The sequence below is a fragment of the Shinella sp. GW835-FHT14H05 genome (assembly GCF_058793575.1).
Genome location: NZ_JBXAFY010000009.1, coordinates 104,727 through 120,501 on the forward strand (window position 1 = coordinate 104,727; position 15,775 = coordinate 120,501).

Consider the following 15,775-nt stretch of genomic DNA (forward strand, 5'->3'; position numbering starts at 1 on the left):
CACGAAACGATAACTGTCTGATTTTGCGACAGGTCATGCATTTTGCGCGGGGCTCCTATGTGCCCGGAGCCTTGGTTTCGCCATTTTTCGCGATTGCGGTTTCATGAAATCTTCATTAAACAGGGCGCCATGCGGGGCCGGATACGCCATCGCGACATTCTTCCAATCGGGGAAATCATGGAAAGCACTGTTCAGAAATCCTGCTGGGGCGTCACCGCCCGTGCAGTCCTTGGTTTTGGCGCAGTCCTGGTTATCGCCTATCTCTTCGGCGGCATCTGAAAACACCGGGCCATCGTCCTTACATAAACAGCGCGCTCTCCCAGGCGCGCTGTTTTTGTTTTTATCGTCCGATCCTGAAGGCAATGTCGCGCACGTAAAACCCGATGTCGGGAGATCGCCTTATGCGCGGCGCATGATAACGTAGCTTCAAGGATCAAAGCGTGGCCTGCCGCGGCAAGGAGAAGTCCGGGAATGTTTCTTTCGGTATTTGATGTCTTCAAGATTGGGATCGGGCCATCGAGCTCCCACACGATGGGGCCGATGTCGGCGGCGAACCGCTTTCTCGACCTCATCCTCTCGTCCGACTGGCCGCGCCCGGCCGGCGCGCAGGTCGCGACCATCCGCATGAGCCTGCACGGCTCGCTCGCCTATACCGGCGTCGGCCATGGGTCCGACCGCGCGGTGGTGCTCGGCCTGATGGGCGAGCGGCCCGATTCGGTCGATCCGGACCGGATGGACGCCATCATCGGCGAGGTGGAGCGCACCGGCCGCATCACACCGCCTGGCCATCCCGGCTACGCCTTCCAGCTGAAGACCGACCTGATCTTCGACAAGAAGAACCCGCTGCCGGGCCATGCCAACGGCATGACCTTCTCCGCCTACGACCGCGACGACCGGCTGCTCCTGAAGCGCATCTATTATTCCGTCGGCGGCGGCTTCGTCGTTACCGACACGGAACTCGAACAGATGCGCGCCAGCAAGGCGCGGGCGGGCGACAAGAAAGTGCCGTTCCCCTTCGCCTCCGCCAAGCAGATGCTGGAAATGGCCGGGCGCTCCGGCATGACCATCGCCCAGATGAAGCGGGCGAACGAAGAAGCGACCATGTCGCGCATGGAGCTGGATTCCGGCCTCGACCGCATCTGGGGCGCCATGAAGAGCTGCATCGACCGTGGCCTGAAGAACGAGGGCATCATGCCGGGCGGCCTGAAGGTTCGCCGTCGTGCCCGCTCCATCCACGACAAGCTGCAGGAGGAGTGGCGCTCCAACAAGGCCAACCCGCTGCTCGCCAACGACTGGCTTTCCGTTTACGCCATGGCCGTCAACGAGGAGAATGCGGCCGGCGGCCGCGTTGTCACCTCGCCGACCAATGGTGCGGCCGGCGTCGTGCCCGCCACCATCCGCTACTACCTGCATTTCCATGAGGATGCCGACCAGGACGGCATTCGCGACTACCTGCTGACGGCGGCGGCCGTCGGCGGCATCATCAAGCACAATGCCTCGATCTCGGGCGCCGAAGTCGGCTGTCAGGGGGAGGTGGGTTCCGCCTCCGCCATGGCCGCCGCCGGCCTTGCCGCCGTCATGGGCGGCACCCCGGAACAGGTGGAGAATGCCGCGGAAATCGCGCTGGAACACCATCTCGGCATGACCTGCGATCCCATTGCCGGCCTCGTGCAGGTGCCCTGCATCGAGCGCAATGCGCTGGGCGCCGTCAAGGCCGTGACCGCGGCGTCGCTGGCGCTGAAGGGCGATGGCGTGCATTTCGTGCCGCTCGATGCCTGTATCGAGACGATGCGCCAGACCGGCGTCGACATGAACGAGAAGTACAAGGAGACCTCCACCGGCGGCCTCGCCGTCAACGTGGTGGAGTGCTGAGGCTTCCCGCTTCTTCCCTGTGGAGTGCGACGCGGCGGCCCCTTGACCCGGCCGCCGCAAGAGCGTTCAAAGAGCCATGGCCCTGCATCTCATCAAACTCTGTGTCGGCGCGGACTCGATCGAGGACCTGCGCGAATGGGTGTCCGAACGCTCGCTGATCGCGATCGCGGCGGGCATGGAGCCGCATTCCAGCCATATCACGCGCATGATCCCCAAGCGCGACCAGGAGCTGCTCGACGGCGGTTCGCTCTATTGGGTGATCAAGGGCCAGGTACAGGCACGCCAACCATTGCTGGGCCTGAAGAGTTTTACCGATGTCGATGGCATTTCGCGCTGCGAACTGGTGCTGGGGCCGGGGGTCATCGAGACCGAATACCAGCCGCGCCGCGCCTTCCAGGGCTGGCGCTACCTCACCGACGACGATGCGCCGCGTGATCTGAAGAACATGGGCGACGGCACCGCCGACCTGCCGCTGGAGCTTCGGCGCGAACTCGCCGAACTCGGACTTCTCTAAGGAATTTGGGCGCTCAGCGTATGCGCAGGCGCACAGGATGGCGACGTCCGCTGACGCCGACGTGAAGATGGATCCCGGCGGCGGGCTGGCCAGAGCGCCAGGCACGGGCGCCGTGCGCGAGCAGCATGCCGACGAGATCCTTCGTCTTGTTGCGTGAACGGCCGAGCCCGATATCCGCGATCCGCATCGCCGCCTCGTGCAGCGGGTGAAGCGTTCCCTTCAGCGACTTGCGCTTTTCGTCGCGCGCTTCCGGGGGGACATCGAACTGGTTTTCGTTCATCGCCATGATCTGCCTCGTACGCAATACCAAATCGAGGATGGCAGAACCGTCTTCACGGTATCCGCCTGCCTTCGCCCCGCAGCCTCCGGTATGCAAAACCTGTCCGGTGGCCGTTGCGGGCGCAAGGCGGTAGTCTTTTGAAAGCGCGCCGAACACGCTGGCGCGCTCGATCGTCTTTACTGCTGGCTGGCCCAGCAGGCGAAACCCTTGCGCTTCAGCACTTTGCAGGCTGCGGCAGCGCGATCCTGGCCGTCGAAACCGCCGAAGCGGGCGCGGTAGAGCTGCTGGCTGCCGCTGTTGACGGCGACCGTGAAGGGCTGCGCGCTGGAGAGCGCCTTGCCGCCCTGGTCCTTCGCCTTGGAAAGCAGGTCCTGCGCCTGGCCGCGGTCCGGCGTTGCGCCGATCTGGATCACCCAGCCCGAAGGCACGGATTCCGATGCAACGGCGGCAACGGTGGAGGAGGTGGTGAGCTTGTCGACGTCGCCGCCGGTGTCGCCCTGTTCCGTGAGGTCTTCCGGCGGAACGGCGCTGTCGCGCTGGATCTTCAGCGTGGCGGCGAGCGCCCGCTTGCCGACCACTTCCGAGCCTTCGTCCGCCGTTGCGGCATAGGCTGTCTCGATGCGGGCTTCGTTGTAGCGATATGTCGGGATCGGGCCGTTTTCCGGCAGGTCGAGGCCGCCGGCGAGCGACGCGGTCGCCGTTTTTTTCGTCACGGCTTCGGCGGTCAGCGTCGGCGCATCCTTGGTTTCGGCGATCAGGTCGCCACCGCCGCGGCGCGAGGCCTTCGGCATGTAGGTGGCGATGAGTTTGCGCATCTGCTGGTCGCGGGCCGCACCCGAACGGCCGCCGATGACGACGCCGACGACGCTGCGGCCATCGGCGACGGCCGAGGTCACGAGATTGTAGCCGGAGGCGCGGGTATAACCGGTCTTGATACCGTCCACGCCGCGCACGCTGCCGAGCAGGCGATTATGGCCGTTGATGGTCTGCTTGCCGAAGCGGAAGCTGCGCACCGAGAAATAGGAATAGTATTGCGGAAAATGCTGGCGCAGCGCGATGCCGAGACGGGCCTGGTCGCGCGCGGTCGTCACCTGTGCCGTATTGGGAAGGCCGTTCGCATTGCGGTAGACAGTGCGGGTCATGCCGAGCGCACGCGCCTTCTGCGTCATGATTCGGGCAAAACGCTCTTCCGAGCCACCCAGAAATTCTGCAAGCGCCGTGGAAGCGTCATTCGCCGAACGGGTAATGAGGCCGAGCATGGCCTGCTCGACGGTGATGGAATTGCCGGTGCCCACGCCAAGTTTGGTCGGCGGCTCGCTTGAAGCATTCTTCGAGAAGGGAACGCGGGTGTTGAGACGGATCTTACCGGCCTCCAGCGCCTCGAAGGTAAGGTACAGCGTCATCATCTTGGTGAGCGAAGCGGGATAACGCAGCGCATCGGCGTCTTCGCTGTAGAGTACCTTGCCGGTTTTCGCGTCGATGACGATGCCGGAATATTTCGGATTGGCCTCGGCCGGGGTCGCGACCGCTACGGTGGCGACCATCCCCACGATCACCAGACCTTTCGCCGCAGTGGCAATTGCCTGACAAGAGCGGGGGAGAAAATCGAGGAATACGGAACGGGACACTAGGCTACTCTTCATGCTTGGATTGCACATGTGATCCGGAGGTGGACTTCCCGGAACGACCGTTCCCAGCACAGTAGTGGGATAGCGTTACCAATCGGTTTATGATGAATCATTGGTTTCTGAGATTGGCCGGGTTTTATCGACGGGGTTTATCGGTTCAGGCGGGCGGACGAAGGATGGCCGTCCTCGATGAAGGACTGGCCGAGATAGTCGCGAACGCGCGCCTCCATGGCCTGCCACTGCGGCAAAAGTCTGCTCGAAAAACGATAAAGCACAGAAAGATCGCGACCGATGTGGATATCACGCTGGCAGTCGGCGCTCGTCGATTGCGACGGGTCGGCGGGCATCATGCAGCGCACCGCATAATCGGCGCCGTCCGGCAGCACGCCGGTGAAGAAGACTTCGCCGCCATAACCGGACGTGTCCTTCAGGGGCTGAAGGGTCAGGCCGGCCGGGCCGGGCTCGGGCCGGTCGTCGAAGAGGTGGCTGTATATCGGTTCCAGCCGACCGGACATGTCCTTCGACATTGTGCTTTGCGAAAGATTGAGGAAAATCAGGTTTTCGGGGCGGCTGGCATCGTTGAATTTTACGCGCTCGGCATTGGAATAGCCCTTCATTTCGGGCCAGGTCAGGTAGAGATCGACCCGTTCGGCGCGGCCGGTCTGGCGCTGTTCCTCGAAGCGGATCGTGTTTGCGGGAAGGCGAATCTGGTCCTGGCCGATGACGATATCCACCGGCTGTGCGCTTTCCGTATGGCCGGCAAGCGCGATGCGTTCGCCGAGCATGCGGCCGGCAATGCTGATGGCGACGGTCAGGCCGGCGAGAACCGCGACGGAAATCGTCAGGCGCGTCAGCAGGCGGTTGGAAAGCAGGGGGGCGTGTTCGTCACTGCCGGTCGCTGCCACTGTCATCTCGCATCCCTCGCTGTGCCTGGTCGGGGCCGGTTTCAAGGGACGGCGACCTTTGTCGGAGCGTCTGCCAACAGGGTTAATTTTCGGTTGAGATCGGGCAGGGGTGGGGTGCTGAAAAAGAAAGCGGCCGGTTCCGGGACAGCAGAACCGGCCGCAGGGCCATGGTCGGGACGGGGATTGGGGGACTGACCGGGCCCTTTATTGCCCGGCGGGGCCGCCGGGCAATCTCGTCATGCGGCGCCGCTCTGGCGCCGGGGATTACTTGACGCTACCGACGGCGTCGGCACGACCGTCTTGCAGCTTCACCCACTTGCCGGCATTCGCGGAGGACTGGCGCTTCAGGAAGCGGTATTCGGTCTGCGACCAGAGCAGGACCTTGTTGCGCATGTTGTCGAGCACGAAGTCGCCGCGGTCGGTGCGCACGGTCAGCACCGCATGGCCTTCGCCGTTCGGCTGGAGCACGACGGTGATCAGAAGGTTCGACGGCGAGATGCCGGCTTCGATCAGGCGCTTGCGCTTCAGGAGCACATAGTCCTCGCAGTCGCCGACGGTGTCCGGATAGGTCCACTGTTCCTCGACGCCGTAGATCTCCATGTCGGTCAGCGGCTGCACGTCCGTGTTGACCGTGTAGTTGACGTTGAGGATCGTCTTCCAGCTTTCCTGCGTCAGCGCCAAGGGTCCCTTGTCCTTGCCGGTCGGGCCGCATTCGTCGCTGTACTGCTTGCAGAATTCGTAGTGGCCGATGGGCTGGTTCGTGCTGCCCGCCAGCGGAATGTTGGCCGGCAGCGCCATCGCGGCGCCTGCGGCAGCCAGAGAGAAGAGAAAGGCAAACGTCCCTGTCTTGATCGTTTTTTTCATTGTGTGTGTCCCCGTTCGATGAGGTCACAATGACAGGGATGTTTTGAGCTTGCGCGAAAACCGGAAGTATAACTTAGTTCAAATCAAGATGGTATAAGTATAAAACAAGAATAAAATTCGAGATGAATTTGAGTTGTACTTGAAATGCATTTGATTAAAATCTGAATGAATTTTCGTTTGGACCGATCCCGGTGCGATCAGCGCAATATGTTGATTCCAAAGAAATTTCCGGCCGGGGTCAAAATGCCGTTCTGTGCGATAATGCGGAGCGATGCCGTTGGAGCACGTCTGACGAGGGCCGGCATTGCTATGGGCAATGGGGCTACAAAGGCCCTTTCGTCGTGCGAAGGGGGCCAAAGGCGCTTTTGGTGGCCAAAAATATTTTTGCGATTATTTTTGAGAAGGGCGCGCTGTCTCGTCCTGAAACAGCAAAGGGCCCCGCAGGGCCCTCATGGTACAATACGACCTGTGGCCGTCCCGAAATGCTACAGGAATGCGGTCAGCGCATCCTTCGACTGCACGGACGAAAACTCGATGGCGACGCCTTCCTGGAAATGGCGCACGACGCGGCCCTTCATGTGGCCGAGCTGCACGGGCGTGCCGAGCGCCGGCCGCACGTCGATATCGACCGCCGCGCCGGACATCGAAAGGTCGATGATGCGGCAGGGGTAGCGCCGGCCGTCGTCGAGCGTCAGGTCGGTGCTGGTGTTGCGCGGCGTCAGGCGGTTGTGGCGGCGGTCTTCCGGCAGGCCCAGCTCGTGTTTGTTCGCGATCCAGGTGAGCTGTGCCGCCAGCTTTTCGCGCTTGCGGTCCGTCGCATTGAGCAGAATAGCGAAGCCGGCGTCGCTGAGCGCGGCAACCGTGCCCTCGATACGGCCGAGATGATCGACATAGGCGATGATGCGTTCGCCCATGCGCGGACGACCCAGGCAGATGAAGCTGGCATCACCCGGCGACATGTCGAGCACGGTGCATTCATATTCTTCGTGATTGGCCAGCATCAGGCGGCCGGGCAGGTTCACCGAGACGCGCTGGAAGCTGCGCTGATCGGGCTGCGGTTTCCGGACGGCGGGCGATGCTTGCTGGAATGAATACATGTGCGCGCGTGCCTGATGATCTTATCTCTTTCCAACTCTTAATCTTTCGGGGTTAACAGAAGGTTTTCCCACACATTGAAAAGTCGTTACACGCGTGCATTTCGACAACTTAGAGGCGTTTCGGGTTGTAGTCCGGCGTTTCTGCCTTACCCATCGTCACCCTGGCGACCGCCCTCGAAGATCCTCAGATGCAGCACGCGGCTCATCGTCTGGCCGAGGCCGGCCGGCCGGACCGCCATGATCGAGGTTGGCATCGGCACAGCCGGCCGGTTGCCGCCGAGATTCTTCGCCCGGCTCGGATCGATGACCGAAAGCGCGCCCAACGTCGCATAGCGGAAGGCCGAAAGCGGCTGCCGCTGGCCGGGCAGGGGCGCGAAGGCACCGATGATGCGGTCTGCCGCCTTGCCCTTGGTGGCAAGCGGCAACAGCACGACTTCCGCCTCCGTCGTGTCCAGGCTGCCGTCGACCAGCGCGATCTGCATGACGGCAGGTGCCGAATGCGCCATCACATTTTCCGTGATCCGGGCGACGCGGTTGCGCAGGTCCGGCGCGAAAAGCTTGTCGAAACCGGACCCCTTGAGCTCGCGCCCGAACTGCGCACAGAGGCGCGTGCCGGCGAGGCGGAAGCGGGGATCGTCCAGCCTGTTGTGTTCCAGAATGAAGACATCGGGCAGGATGGGCGCGATGTCGGCGGGCTCTATGGCGCTGCGCAGCGGCACGGCGCGGTCGCCCCGCTGCCGTGTCCAGTAATCATAAAGTGCCGTGACGGCCTTCGTCTGCATGCGCGCTTCCAATCGATTCTGTTCCGTTCCGGCACGAAAGGCCGTGCGGACGGTGGTTTTTCGAAGAGAGGAGCGAGTTTCGTGCCAGAGCGCCGTTAAGGTTAACCAATGCTTTCGATTGCATCGTCGGCCGGCTTGGAGGAACATCCGGCCATCCCTCCACGAGGGAATGGTTTACTGCACATCATTTCAGCCCCGGGGATTGGGGGCACCGGCCGTCAGCGAAAGCTGCACGGCCTTTCTTTTCTCTGTATAAGCGCGACTCGTATTTTATGAATTTGGTGGATCGGTCATGACGGATGACGGCGGTGGAGTGCAGGGCGGCGGGATGGACCTCCGCAAGCGGGAGCCGGCATTCAATCTGCCGGGCAGCCTCGTCGCGATTCTGGCCCTGCTCACCGTCATCCATGTCGTACGCACCTATCTGATCTCCGCCCAGGCGGACGAGCTGGTGCTCCTGCATTTCGCCTTCATTCCCGGACGCTACTCCATTCCCTTTTCCGAGCAGGATCTTGGCTGGCTGTGGAGCCCGGTCACCTATTCGCTGCTGCATGGCAGCTGGGAACACCTGATCTTCAATGCCTTCTGGATGGTCGCCTTCGGCGCGCCGGTCGTGCGGCGCATCGGCCTTTGGCGCTTCTTTCTCTTCTGGTGTCTCTCGGCCATCGCCGCCGTTGCCTTTCACGCGGCGCTGCATTGGGGGGCGATGATTCTCGTCGTCGGCGCTTCCGGCGTGGTGTCCGGCCTGATGGGGGCGGCGGCCCGCTTCGTCTTCTCGCCGAGCGGCCGTATCAGCCGGCAGTTCGCCCATCTCAACCGCCGCCTTAGCATCCCCGAAGCGCTCTCCAACCGCTCCGTGCTGGTCTTTTCCGGCATCTGGTTCCTGACGAACTTTTTGATCGGCTTCGGCCAGATCTTCGGCTCTGTCGCCGGCGGCGCGATCGCCTGGGAGGCGCATATCGGCGGCTTCCTCTTCGGCTTCCTGTTCTTCCCGCTGTTCGACGTCGCAGTGGCCGAAAGCCGCCGGGATTAACGATAGTCCATTAGCGGTCTTGCAATCGCCTCTATCGTGGCGCACCATGGACGTGTTCCGGTTCGCACATGCACACCGGAACGGGAGCGGTATCACGCGGGAGGAAGCGGATGTCGCGCCGGTTACTGGCAGGGCATCCCTGCGCGGGTGTCCCGCCTCTCTGCGTTATGATGCACACGGGAGGTACGCATGTATGTAAAGACGATATTGGACGAAAAAGGCCGCAACGTCGTAACGGGCGGCCCGCAGCTCACAGTCAAGCAGGCTGCCGTCTATCTGCATGAAAACCATATCGGCGCCATCGTCATCGTCGATCGCAACGACCGCATCGCCGGCATCGTGACCGAGCGTGACATCGTCGCCGCCGTCGCCCGCAACGGGGCGGAATGCCTGGACAAACCCATTTCCTCCATCATGTGGGGCAACGTCCATCGCTGCGACGAGAACCAGACCGTCGAAGGTCTCATGGAAATGATGAGCAAGCTGCGTGCCCGCCATATCCCGGTGGAAAAGGAAGGGCGCCTTGTCGGCATCATCTCGATCGGCGACGTGGTGAAGTCCCATATAAGGGCGATCAAGCACGAAGCGGAGGCCATCAAGGCCTACATCTCCGGATAATCGCCAAACCCGGAACGATTTCGGGCGGACCGATGTCAATCGCTCCGCCCGCACGTGTCTTTGGCTGCTGAAAGCGCTCAGCGCATCAGCACGGCTTCCTGCATTCGCTTGATCTCGAAGATCCGCGCCTTGGCTTCGAGGTAACCGCGGTCGATCGCTTCGCCGGCGCGGTGGAATTCCGAAAGGCCGATATCCGACAGTTTGGGATGCAGCGAGAGATCCGGCGGGTCTCCGGCAAGGCGTGCACGGGAAATGCGGTCCTGGATGATGTTGAAGGACTGCACCATGACGCTCGTCAGCCCGAGGCGCGCAGCACTGTCTTCCTGCTTGTGATCGTCGATCTTCTGCTGGCTGGCGCTGTGCTTGATGACCGCCGAGCGGCCGTAGAGGTCGTAGTTGAGGTTGACGGCGACGACCAGCGGCTCCTCATGCGCGCGACAGACCGAAACCGGCACGGGATTGACCAGCGCGCCGTCGACCAGCGTGCGGTTGTTGCACTTGATCGGCTCGAAAATGCCGGGGAGCGCATAGGAGGCGCGGATGGCGGTGATCAGCGAGCCGCTGTTGATCCAGACCTCGTGACCGCTGTTGACTTCGGTCGCGACCGCCACGAAGGGCCGGTCGAGATCCTCGATCGACAGGTTTTCCAGATGCTCCTGCATGCGCTTCGTTAGCCGCATGCCGCCGAACAGGCCGGAACCGCGAATGGTGAAATCGAGCAGGCTCGCGATGCGCCGCATGGTGAGCGACCGGGCGAAGGCCTCCAGCTCGTCGAGCTTGCCGGCGAGGTAGCAGCCGCCGACGAGGGCACCGATCGAGGTGCCGGCGATCATGCCGACGGGGATGCCTTCCTCGTCGAGCGCCCGCAGCACGCCGATATGGGCCCAGCCTCGGGCGGCACCGCCGCCCAGCGCCAGAGCGATCTTGGGTTTGCGCGGCTGGGCCGGCGCGGGAATGTGAGACATGTCGTTCATGGAAGGGCCGCCCGGATCTGATGCATCCGCTGTTACGAGACTACGATTGAAACTCCAGTTCAGCATGCCGGGCCTCCGTTACGAAGAGGAATTCGCGCCGAAGCAATCAGTTCCAGAGCCTCGGGCCTATCCGCTACACAATAAATGACAGGATAGATGCAGACTGTGACGCGGGGAACTTTGGCGAGAAAAACCCGTCTGCGGAGTTTCCCGTGTGCGTCCTGTCGAAACGGAAGGCGGGCGCTTGCCCGTCGGATCGTCGTCCCCTGCGGGGCGGCGTTGGAAACCGGTCGTGACGCACTACAGCGATTGGGTTCCATGGTCCTGATCCGTGGCGGGGATAGAGGCCGCCATGGCGTGCATTAGGCGTCCCGACCGGTTGCCAATTGGTGAATGCGTGCCGGAACTGAACGGAATCCGCGCAGATGCTTAATTTTTACCGTAGATCGCCGCCGGATCGAACTGCGGTTCGCCGCCGGTAATGGTCAGCACCGCGCCCTCCGGGCCGGTCGAAACCGTGCGGTAGAAGCACGAGCGGCGCCCGGTGTGGCAGGTCGCGTCATGGCCGGCGACCGAGACTTTCAGCCACACGGCATCCTGGTCGCAATCGGTGCGCAGCTCCACGACCGTCTGGAGGTTGCCGGAGGTTTCGCCCTTCTTCCAGAGCGAGTTGCGCGAGCGGCTCCAGTAATGCGCGATGCCGGTCTCCACCGTGAGCGCCAGCGATTCGGCGTTCATGTGGGCGACCATCAGCAATTCGCCGTCCTTGGCGTCCGTGACCACGGCCGTCACCAGGCCGTGTTCGTCGAAGCGCGGCGTGAAATCCGGGCCGGTTTCGAGCTCGGCCTTGTCCTTGGACGGGGATTTGAAGGTGATCGGCATGGCTGTCGGCTCCGTCGCGCGGAGCCGGCTTGTCGCCTAGCTCCGGATCATCGTCATGAACCGCACCTGTTCGGTCGGTTCGGTCTTGAAGGCACCGGTAAAGGTGGTGGTGAGCGTTGTCGAGCCCTGTTTCTGGATGCCGCGCATCGCCATGCACATATGCTCGGCCTCGATCATCACGGCCACGCCGCGCGGGTTCAGCGTCTCGTCGATCGAGCGCGCGATCTGCGCCGTCATGGTTTCCTGCGTCTGCAACCGGCGGCCGAAGATTTCCACCACGCGGGCGATCTTCGACAGACCCAGCACCCGACCATTCGGCAGATAGGCGACATGCGCCTTGCCGATGATCGGCACCATATGGTGTTCGCAATGCGAGAAGAACGGAATGTCCTTCACCAGCACCATGTCGTCATAGCCGGCAACTTCCTCGAAGGTGCGGCCCAGCACATCCTCGGCGGCGAGGTCATAGCCGGAAAAAAGCTCGCGATAGGATTTTGCGACGCGCGCAGGGGTGTCGAGCAGCCCCTCGCGCTCCGGATCGTCGCCCGCCCAGCGAAGCAGGACGCGAACGGCATCCTCCGCCTCTTTCTGCGAGGGGCGGCCGGACGGATCGTCGACACGCGGAAAATTGGTGACTATGGCGTCCATGGACCCAATGACCTTTCTGCAGGCTACCTGACCTGTATATCGGACTCGCCACTGGCCATTCGCCTAACCCTGCAGGCTTGGGTTCCGTCGGCGGGCTCCGGGGCTTTCGGGTCTCGGCTTCTCAGTGCACTAGACCGTCCGGCACGGTTTCCCAAACAACAGGTGGTCGCCTCGCATCTTGCAAAACGCTCACCCCAATACGAGTTATCATATAGTATCGAAGGACGGCTGCGAAAGAGGCGCGATGCGACGCGGCATGCTTTTTTACCGACGACACCGGAATAATCTCCTCGGATCATTGAAGATTCCGCAAAAAATGCGAAAAACAGGGCCATGATGGACGATATCTACAACAGCCGCATCCTGGAATTCGCCGGCAATATCCCGCGCATCGGCACGCTGGCCGATGCGGATGCCGAGGCCGGCGCCCATTCCAAGCTCTGCGGCTCGCGCGTCAAGATCTACCTGAAGCTCGAGGGCGACCGCGTCACCGATTTCGCCCATGAGGTGAAGGCCTGCGCGCTCGGCCAGGCGTCCTCCTCGATCATGGCGCGCCACGTCATCGGGGCGACGACCGCGGAAATCCGCGACGCGCGCGAAAAAATGCTCGCCATGCTGAAGGCCGACGGCGAGGGGCCGGACGGCCGCTTCGAGGACATGCGCTTCCTGAAACCCGTCAAGGATTACAAGGCCCGCCACGCCTCCACCATGCTGACCTTCGATGCCGTGGTGGATGCCATCGGCCAGATCGAGGCGAAGCGGCTGGAAAAGGCGGGGTGAGGCGCGGTGTGCGACGCCCCAGATTGCCGGCATGCCGGCGCGCGGCTCGCCTATAGGGGCCGCAACTGGCCGGGGCCGTTCCGCCGCACGCCGGGCCGCCTTGCCGGCATGGGCTTCATCCGGCTCTACCAGCTCACACTCTCCGGCTTCATCGGCCATGGCTGCCGGCACCTGCCGACCTGCTCGGAATACGGCTACGAGGCGATCGCCCGCCACGGCCTGTGGCAGGGTGGGTTCCTCGCGCTGTTCCGCGTCGCCCGCTGCGGCCCCGGCGGCACGCATGGCTTCGATCCCGTGCCGGAAGCGCTGGAGAACCGCTTTCGCTGGTGGGCGCCGTGGCGGCTGTGGCGCGTTGCAAAAAGCCGGGAAGGGGCAAGGCCGTGACCGTGCCGATGGATTTTTGCCGCGCCGCGCACGCTGCCCCACGGGATGTCTGGCGCGCATGACGAGCCATGTCGCCCTCCTGCACTCGATCGTGCTTGGCCCCGGCCGCCGCGTCGTGATGGCGGAGCTGAAGGCGATGGCCGAGAGGCTCGGCTTTGCCAATCCCCGCACGCTGGTCGCGACCGGCAACCTCGTCTTCGATGCGCCGCAGGCGACCCTCTCGACGCTGGAAAACCGGCTGGAAACGGCGTTCCGCGAAACATTCGCCAAACATGTCGATATCATCCTGCGCCGGGCCGACGCCTGGAAACGGCTCGCCGCCGGGAATCCTTTTTCCGGGCCTTTCCCAGGCGACGACGGCGCCAATGTCTGCGTGCGCGTGATGCGCGAACCGCTCGGCCCCGCGGCCCTCGAAAAACTCCAAAAGCTGGCCGCCCCGGAACTGCGCCTCGCCCTCGTCGACGGCGACCTCTGGATCGACTTTCGCGGCAAGCCGAGCGAAACGAAACTGCTCTCGCACCTGACGACCAAAAAGCTCGGCATCGGCACGCTGCGCAACGCCAACACCGTCAACGGCCTCGCGGCGATGCTCGGCTGACGGGGCAGAGCGGATCGTCCGGCTCTCCCATCGCTTGGTACCCTTCTCCGAGATAATTAATTAGCTGGCTGGCAATGAGCACAAATATCAATAGTTCTCCAGTTGGTCTTCCCACATACTTCTGAGCCATGGCGAAAGCTCATCGTCGTAGTTTTCTTCACCCTCAAAATGGCTTTGCTTTAAATTCCATCCTTGAAAAGCACTTACTTCAAAATAATCTTGGTCAGTAATATAGAATTCAACTTGATGATTATTGATATTTTGATATAAATTGTCGTGGTCATCTTGAGTGCCAATCTTATTGAATGCTGCTGTCGCATCCCAACCGCGTCGTCCAATCTCATAAATAGGCAGCCAAGCTGTAGAGGAGAAATTACTACTTATATACCGGTTTCTCATGTCGGAAACTGAGAATATAAATAGATTTTTACTTCTTCCATGGTATAGCATCAAGTCTATTAATTCATTGGACATTCCTAAACACAAATTGCAGAGCATCGCTGAGAGGCGAATCTCCAGAAATATTGCCGCATACAAAAACCATATGAGACTGCCAACATCATTACGACGCACGCAGGTTTCGACTCCCCAACTGATTATGCGACGGACTTCGGCGTTGACGCCGTCAACGCGATAGATGCCGAGCAAAAGAGGTAAAATCCATTTAGCTTGCTGGGGCGCAGCAAAAATTAGCCTTTGAAAATATTCGCGAACTAGGCGATGCTCTTGGTTTCTAGCAAGAATTCGAGCAAAACGCTTAATAGCATAGCCCAAAACGTTTGTATTTGGGTGTAGCTGAATCTGAGTGTACAGTATTTCGAAAAAATGCTCTACAAATTTTTGTCCTGTTTGCTCCGATAAGCAATCAAAATTTCGTTGAAAATTCGAAGGGGAAAAAGAAATTCCATGATCTACTGATGTTTTAAAGTCGTTTAAACGTAGCTCGTAGCGACTTATTGTCCTAACAAACTGGCTTTGTGCGTCCTCAGACTCTCCTAGTCCCATGCACCCGATTTGGTAATCATCAATATTGTGGTAAATTTGCGACGATAATAGTTTTGATCCAGATAAGGTAAGCTCAGAGTCAATTCTTGATAGTATCAATTCGGAAATGATACGAGATGTATCGGGTCCAATTGGTATTCCTATAGTCTGTTGTTGATTGCAATTACGAACTAGCCTGTCGAGTGTGTCGCTCCAATGACCTCGTAAAGTCCCATTTTTATGCCTAAATTTTGCATCGCGCTTTCCTAGTGCCGCCCAAGGTATAGAGTGAGTGTAGATCGAGCCATAAAATCTGTTGATATCTAGGCCAAGAATCACCGGGTATACACTTGCCAAGTGTTGCTGACTTTTGCGTTTAACTGCGAGAGACCCAGTTTCAATAGCGCGACCTTCGGCATTTAAGGCTGGAAAAGTGGGGCGTGTGCCTGAAGAATTGCTAAGTCTAAATATTTTGGAAATATCTCCCCAAGCTTCCGCTATAAATTTGCTAAGTAAAAGGTAGTTAATTGGATTTATTACGCCAAATGTCCTTAGTGGACCGCGAAATGTAGCGCCATCAAAAAAAATTGTGCTACCGCTATAATTGTTTTGCGGCACCATATTATCTTTGATGGTAGAAAAATTTCGAGTTTTGAACGGTGGGGGAAGCTCCGCCGGATAAAACCCTTTATCTAGCAATCGTATCAATCGGGTCCGAGGTGAGGCCATGAATTAACTGCTTAATTATGTTTAACAAGGACTTGCCACTCACAATTCTAGATGATTTTTTCGAATCTTCAACGCCGCCGTGCAAATTCAGTTCGCATTTCGTAATAGGAGAATAAATTATAGAGATATCTCATTTTTACAAATAGAAGTTTGTTCTCTCTCAAGCTTAATTAATATTTAAGTGACGCTTGCGCCTAGCGAAA

General features: G+C 60.4%; 17 protein-coding genes. 7 read left to right on the top strand and 10 right to left on the bottom strand.

The annotated features are described in order from the left end of the window. Window positions 1–471: 471 nt before the first annotated feature. Complete coding sequence (locus tag AC1Q6Z_RS24000; RefSeq protein WP_492649547.1) at window positions 472–1,872, top strand: L-serine ammonia-lyase; 1,401 nt, start codon at window positions 472–474, stop codon at window positions 1,870–1,872. A 76-nt stretch (window positions 1,873–1,948) separates the two neighbouring features. After that, window positions 1,949–2,386, top strand: a complete 438-nt coding sequence (locus tag AC1Q6Z_RS24005; protein ID WP_492649548.1) for a DUF1489 family protein — start codon at window positions 1,949–1,951, stop codon at window positions 2,384–2,386. Between the two features lie 13 nt (window positions 2,387–2,399). On the opposite strand, the gene AC1Q6Z_RS24010 is transcribed toward AC1Q6Z_RS24005, so the two are convergent. The 6 genes from AC1Q6Z_RS24010 to AC1Q6Z_RS24035 all read right to left on the bottom strand — a co-directional run bounded on the left by AC1Q6Z_RS24010 (window position 2,400) and on the right by AC1Q6Z_RS24035 (window position 7,942). Further along, window positions 2,400–2,672 carry a hypothetical protein gene (locus tag AC1Q6Z_RS24010; RefSeq protein WP_256116179.1) on the bottom strand — a complete coding sequence of 91 codons (273 nt, stop codon included), beginning with the start codon at window positions 2,670–2,672 and terminating at the stop codon, window positions 2,400–2,402. Between the two features lie 170 nt (window positions 2,673–2,842). Then, window positions 2,843–4,309, bottom strand: coding sequence for a D-alanyl-D-alanine carboxypeptidase (locus tag AC1Q6Z_RS24015; RefSeq protein ID WP_256115807.1), 1,467 nt, complete (start codon window positions 4,307–4,309; stop codon window positions 2,843–2,845). 134 nt (window positions 4,310–4,443) lie between these two features. After that, a complete protein-coding gene (locus tag AC1Q6Z_RS24020) occupies window positions 4,444–5,205 on the bottom strand; it encodes a hypothetical protein (protein ID WP_492649549.1) in 762 nt (253 codons plus the stop codon). Window positions 5,206–5,463: 258 nt separating this feature from the next. Continuing rightward, window positions 5,464–6,063, bottom strand: coding sequence for a transglutaminase-like cysteine peptidase (locus AC1Q6Z_RS24025; RefSeq protein ID WP_256115810.1), 600 nt, complete (start codon window positions 6,061–6,063; stop codon window positions 5,464–5,466). A gap of 485 nt (window positions 6,064–6,548) precedes the next feature. Further along, a complete protein-coding gene (locus AC1Q6Z_RS24030; protein ID WP_256115811.1) occupies window positions 6,549–7,160 on the bottom strand; it encodes a PilZ domain-containing protein in 612 nt (203 codons plus the stop codon). Window positions 7,161–7,306: 146 nt separating this feature from the next. Further along, complete coding sequence (locus AC1Q6Z_RS24035; protein ID WP_439616826.1) at window positions 7,307–7,942, bottom strand: PAS domain-containing protein; 636 nt, start codon at window positions 7,940–7,942, stop codon at window positions 7,307–7,309. A gap of 292 nt (window positions 7,943–8,234) precedes the next feature. Here AC1Q6Z_RS24035 and AC1Q6Z_RS24040 point away from each other — a divergent pair, with 292 nt between their 5' ends. Both AC1Q6Z_RS24040 and AC1Q6Z_RS24045 read left to right on the top strand, forming a co-directional pair. Next, window positions 8,235–8,975 (top strand): rhomboid family intramembrane serine protease, encoded by a 741-nt coding sequence (locus AC1Q6Z_RS24040; RefSeq protein ID WP_439616825.1) that lies wholly within the window; start codon window positions 8,235–8,237, stop codon window positions 8,973–8,975. 189 nt (window positions 8,976–9,164) lie between these two features. Beyond that, entirely contained in the window at window positions 9,165–9,593 is a 429-nt protein-coding gene (locus AC1Q6Z_RS24045; protein WP_256115814.1) for a CBS domain-containing protein, read from the top strand. A gap of 77 nt (window positions 9,594–9,670) precedes the next feature. On the opposite strand, the gene AC1Q6Z_RS24050 is transcribed toward AC1Q6Z_RS24045, so the two are convergent. The 3 genes from AC1Q6Z_RS24050 to folE all read right to left on the bottom strand — a co-directional run bounded on the left by AC1Q6Z_RS24050 (window position 9,671) and on the right by folE (window position 12,097). Continuing rightward, window positions 9,671–10,633 (bottom strand): patatin-like phospholipase family protein, encoded by a 963-nt coding sequence (locus tag AC1Q6Z_RS24050; RefSeq protein WP_256115816.1) that lies wholly within the window; start codon window positions 10,631–10,633, stop codon window positions 9,671–9,673. Between the two features lie 363 nt (window positions 10,634–10,996). Next, a complete protein-coding gene (hisI, locus tag AC1Q6Z_RS24055; RefSeq protein WP_492649550.1) occupies window positions 10,997–11,449 on the bottom strand; it encodes a phosphoribosyl-AMP cyclohydrolase in 453 nt (150 codons plus the stop codon). A gap of 36 nt (window positions 11,450–11,485) precedes the next feature. Beyond that, the gene (folE, locus tag AC1Q6Z_RS24060) at window positions 11,486–12,097 is read right to left on the bottom strand and encodes a GTP cyclohydrolase I FolE (RefSeq protein ID WP_256115818.1); all 612 of its coding nucleotides are present in this window, start codon (window positions 12,095–12,097) and stop codon (window positions 11,486–11,488) included. Between the two features lie 333 nt (window positions 12,098–12,430). Between folE and AC1Q6Z_RS24065 the strand changes: the two genes are divergently transcribed. The 3 genes from AC1Q6Z_RS24065 to AC1Q6Z_RS24075 are packed head-to-tail and all read left to right on the top strand — an operon-like array spanning window position 12,431 to window position 13,859. Then, window positions 12,431–12,877, top strand: a complete 447-nt coding sequence (locus tag AC1Q6Z_RS24065) for an iron-sulfur cluster assembly scaffold protein (RefSeq protein ID WP_492649551.1) — start codon at window positions 12,431–12,433, stop codon at window positions 12,875–12,877. A 6-nt stretch (window positions 12,878–12,883) separates the two neighbouring features. Beyond that, a complete protein-coding gene (yidD, locus tag AC1Q6Z_RS24070; protein WP_492649552.1) occupies window positions 12,884–13,261 on the top strand; it encodes a membrane protein insertion efficiency factor YidD in 378 nt (125 codons plus the stop codon). 58 nt (window positions 13,262–13,319) lie between these two features. Next, window positions 13,320–13,859, top strand: coding sequence for a DUF1697 domain-containing protein (locus tag AC1Q6Z_RS24075; RefSeq protein WP_492649553.1), 540 nt, complete (start codon window positions 13,320–13,322; stop codon window positions 13,857–13,859). Window positions 13,860–13,946: 87 nt separating this feature from the next. On the opposite strand, the gene AC1Q6Z_RS24080 is transcribed toward AC1Q6Z_RS24075, so the two are convergent. Continuing rightward, window positions 13,947–15,572, bottom strand: a complete 1,626-nt coding sequence (locus AC1Q6Z_RS24080) for an RNA-directed DNA polymerase (RefSeq protein WP_492649554.1) — start codon at window positions 15,570–15,572, stop codon at window positions 13,947–13,949. Window positions 15,573–15,775 lie beyond the last annotated feature (203 nt).

What these genes read in the sequence shown, in the direction of transcription:
- AC1Q6Z_RS24000 (WP_492649547.1), top strand. Translation starts at nt 472, where the DNA reads ATGTTTCTTTCGGTATTTGATGTCTTCAAGATTGGGATCGGGCCATCG.
- AC1Q6Z_RS24005 (WP_492649548.1), top strand. Translation starts at nt 1,949, where the DNA reads ATGGCCCTGCATCTCATCAAACTCTGTGTCGGCGCGGACTCGATCGAG.
- AC1Q6Z_RS24010 (WP_256116179.1), bottom strand. Translation starts at nt 2,672, where the DNA reads ATGGCGATGAACGAAAACCAGTTCGATGTCCCCCCGGAAGCGCGCGAC.
- AC1Q6Z_RS24015 (WP_256115807.1), bottom strand. Translation starts at nt 4,309, where the DNA reads ATGAAGAGTAGCCTAGTGTCCCGTTCCGTATTCCTCGATTTTCTCCCC.
- AC1Q6Z_RS24020 (WP_492649549.1), bottom strand. Translation starts at nt 5,205, where the DNA reads ATGACAGTGGCAGCGACCGGCAGTGACGAACACGCCCCCCTGCTTTCC.
- AC1Q6Z_RS24025 (WP_256115810.1), bottom strand. Translation starts at nt 6,063, where the DNA reads ATGAAAAAAACGATCAAGACAGGGACGTTTGCCTTTCTCTTCTCTCTG.
- AC1Q6Z_RS24030 (WP_256115811.1), bottom strand. Translation starts at nt 7,160, where the DNA reads ATGTATTCATTCCAGCAAGCATCGCCCGCCGTCCGGAAACCGCAGCCC.
- AC1Q6Z_RS24035 (WP_439616826.1), bottom strand. Translation starts at nt 7,942, where the DNA reads ATGCAGACGAAGGCCGTCACGGCACTTTATGATTACTGGACACGGCAG.
- AC1Q6Z_RS24040 (WP_439616825.1), top strand. Translation starts at nt 8,235, where the DNA reads ATGACGGATGACGGCGGTGGAGTGCAGGGCGGCGGGATGGACCTCCGC.
- AC1Q6Z_RS24045 (WP_256115814.1), top strand. Translation starts at nt 9,165, where the DNA reads ATGTATGTAAAGACGATATTGGACGAAAAAGGCCGCAACGTCGTAACG.
- AC1Q6Z_RS24050 (WP_256115816.1), bottom strand. Translation starts at nt 10,633, where the DNA reads ATGCTGAACTGGAGTTTCAATCGTAGTCTCGTAACAGCGGATGCATCA.
- hisI (WP_492649550.1), bottom strand. Translation starts at nt 11,449, where the DNA reads ATGCCGATCACCTTCAAATCCCCGTCCAAGGACAAGGCCGAGCTCGAA.
- folE (WP_256115818.1), bottom strand. Translation starts at nt 12,097, where the DNA reads ATGGACGCCATAGTCACCAATTTTCCGCGTGTCGACGATCCGTCCGGC.
- AC1Q6Z_RS24065 (WP_492649551.1), top strand. Translation starts at nt 12,431, where the DNA reads ATGATGGACGATATCTACAACAGCCGCATCCTGGAATTCGCCGGCAAT.
- AC1Q6Z_RS24075 (WP_492649553.1), top strand. Translation starts at nt 13,320, where the DNA reads ATGACGAGCCATGTCGCCCTCCTGCACTCGATCGTGCTTGGCCCCGGC.
- AC1Q6Z_RS24080 (WP_492649554.1), bottom strand. Translation starts at nt 15,572, where the DNA reads ATGGCCTCACCTCGGACCCGATTGATACGATTGCTAGATAAAGGGTTT.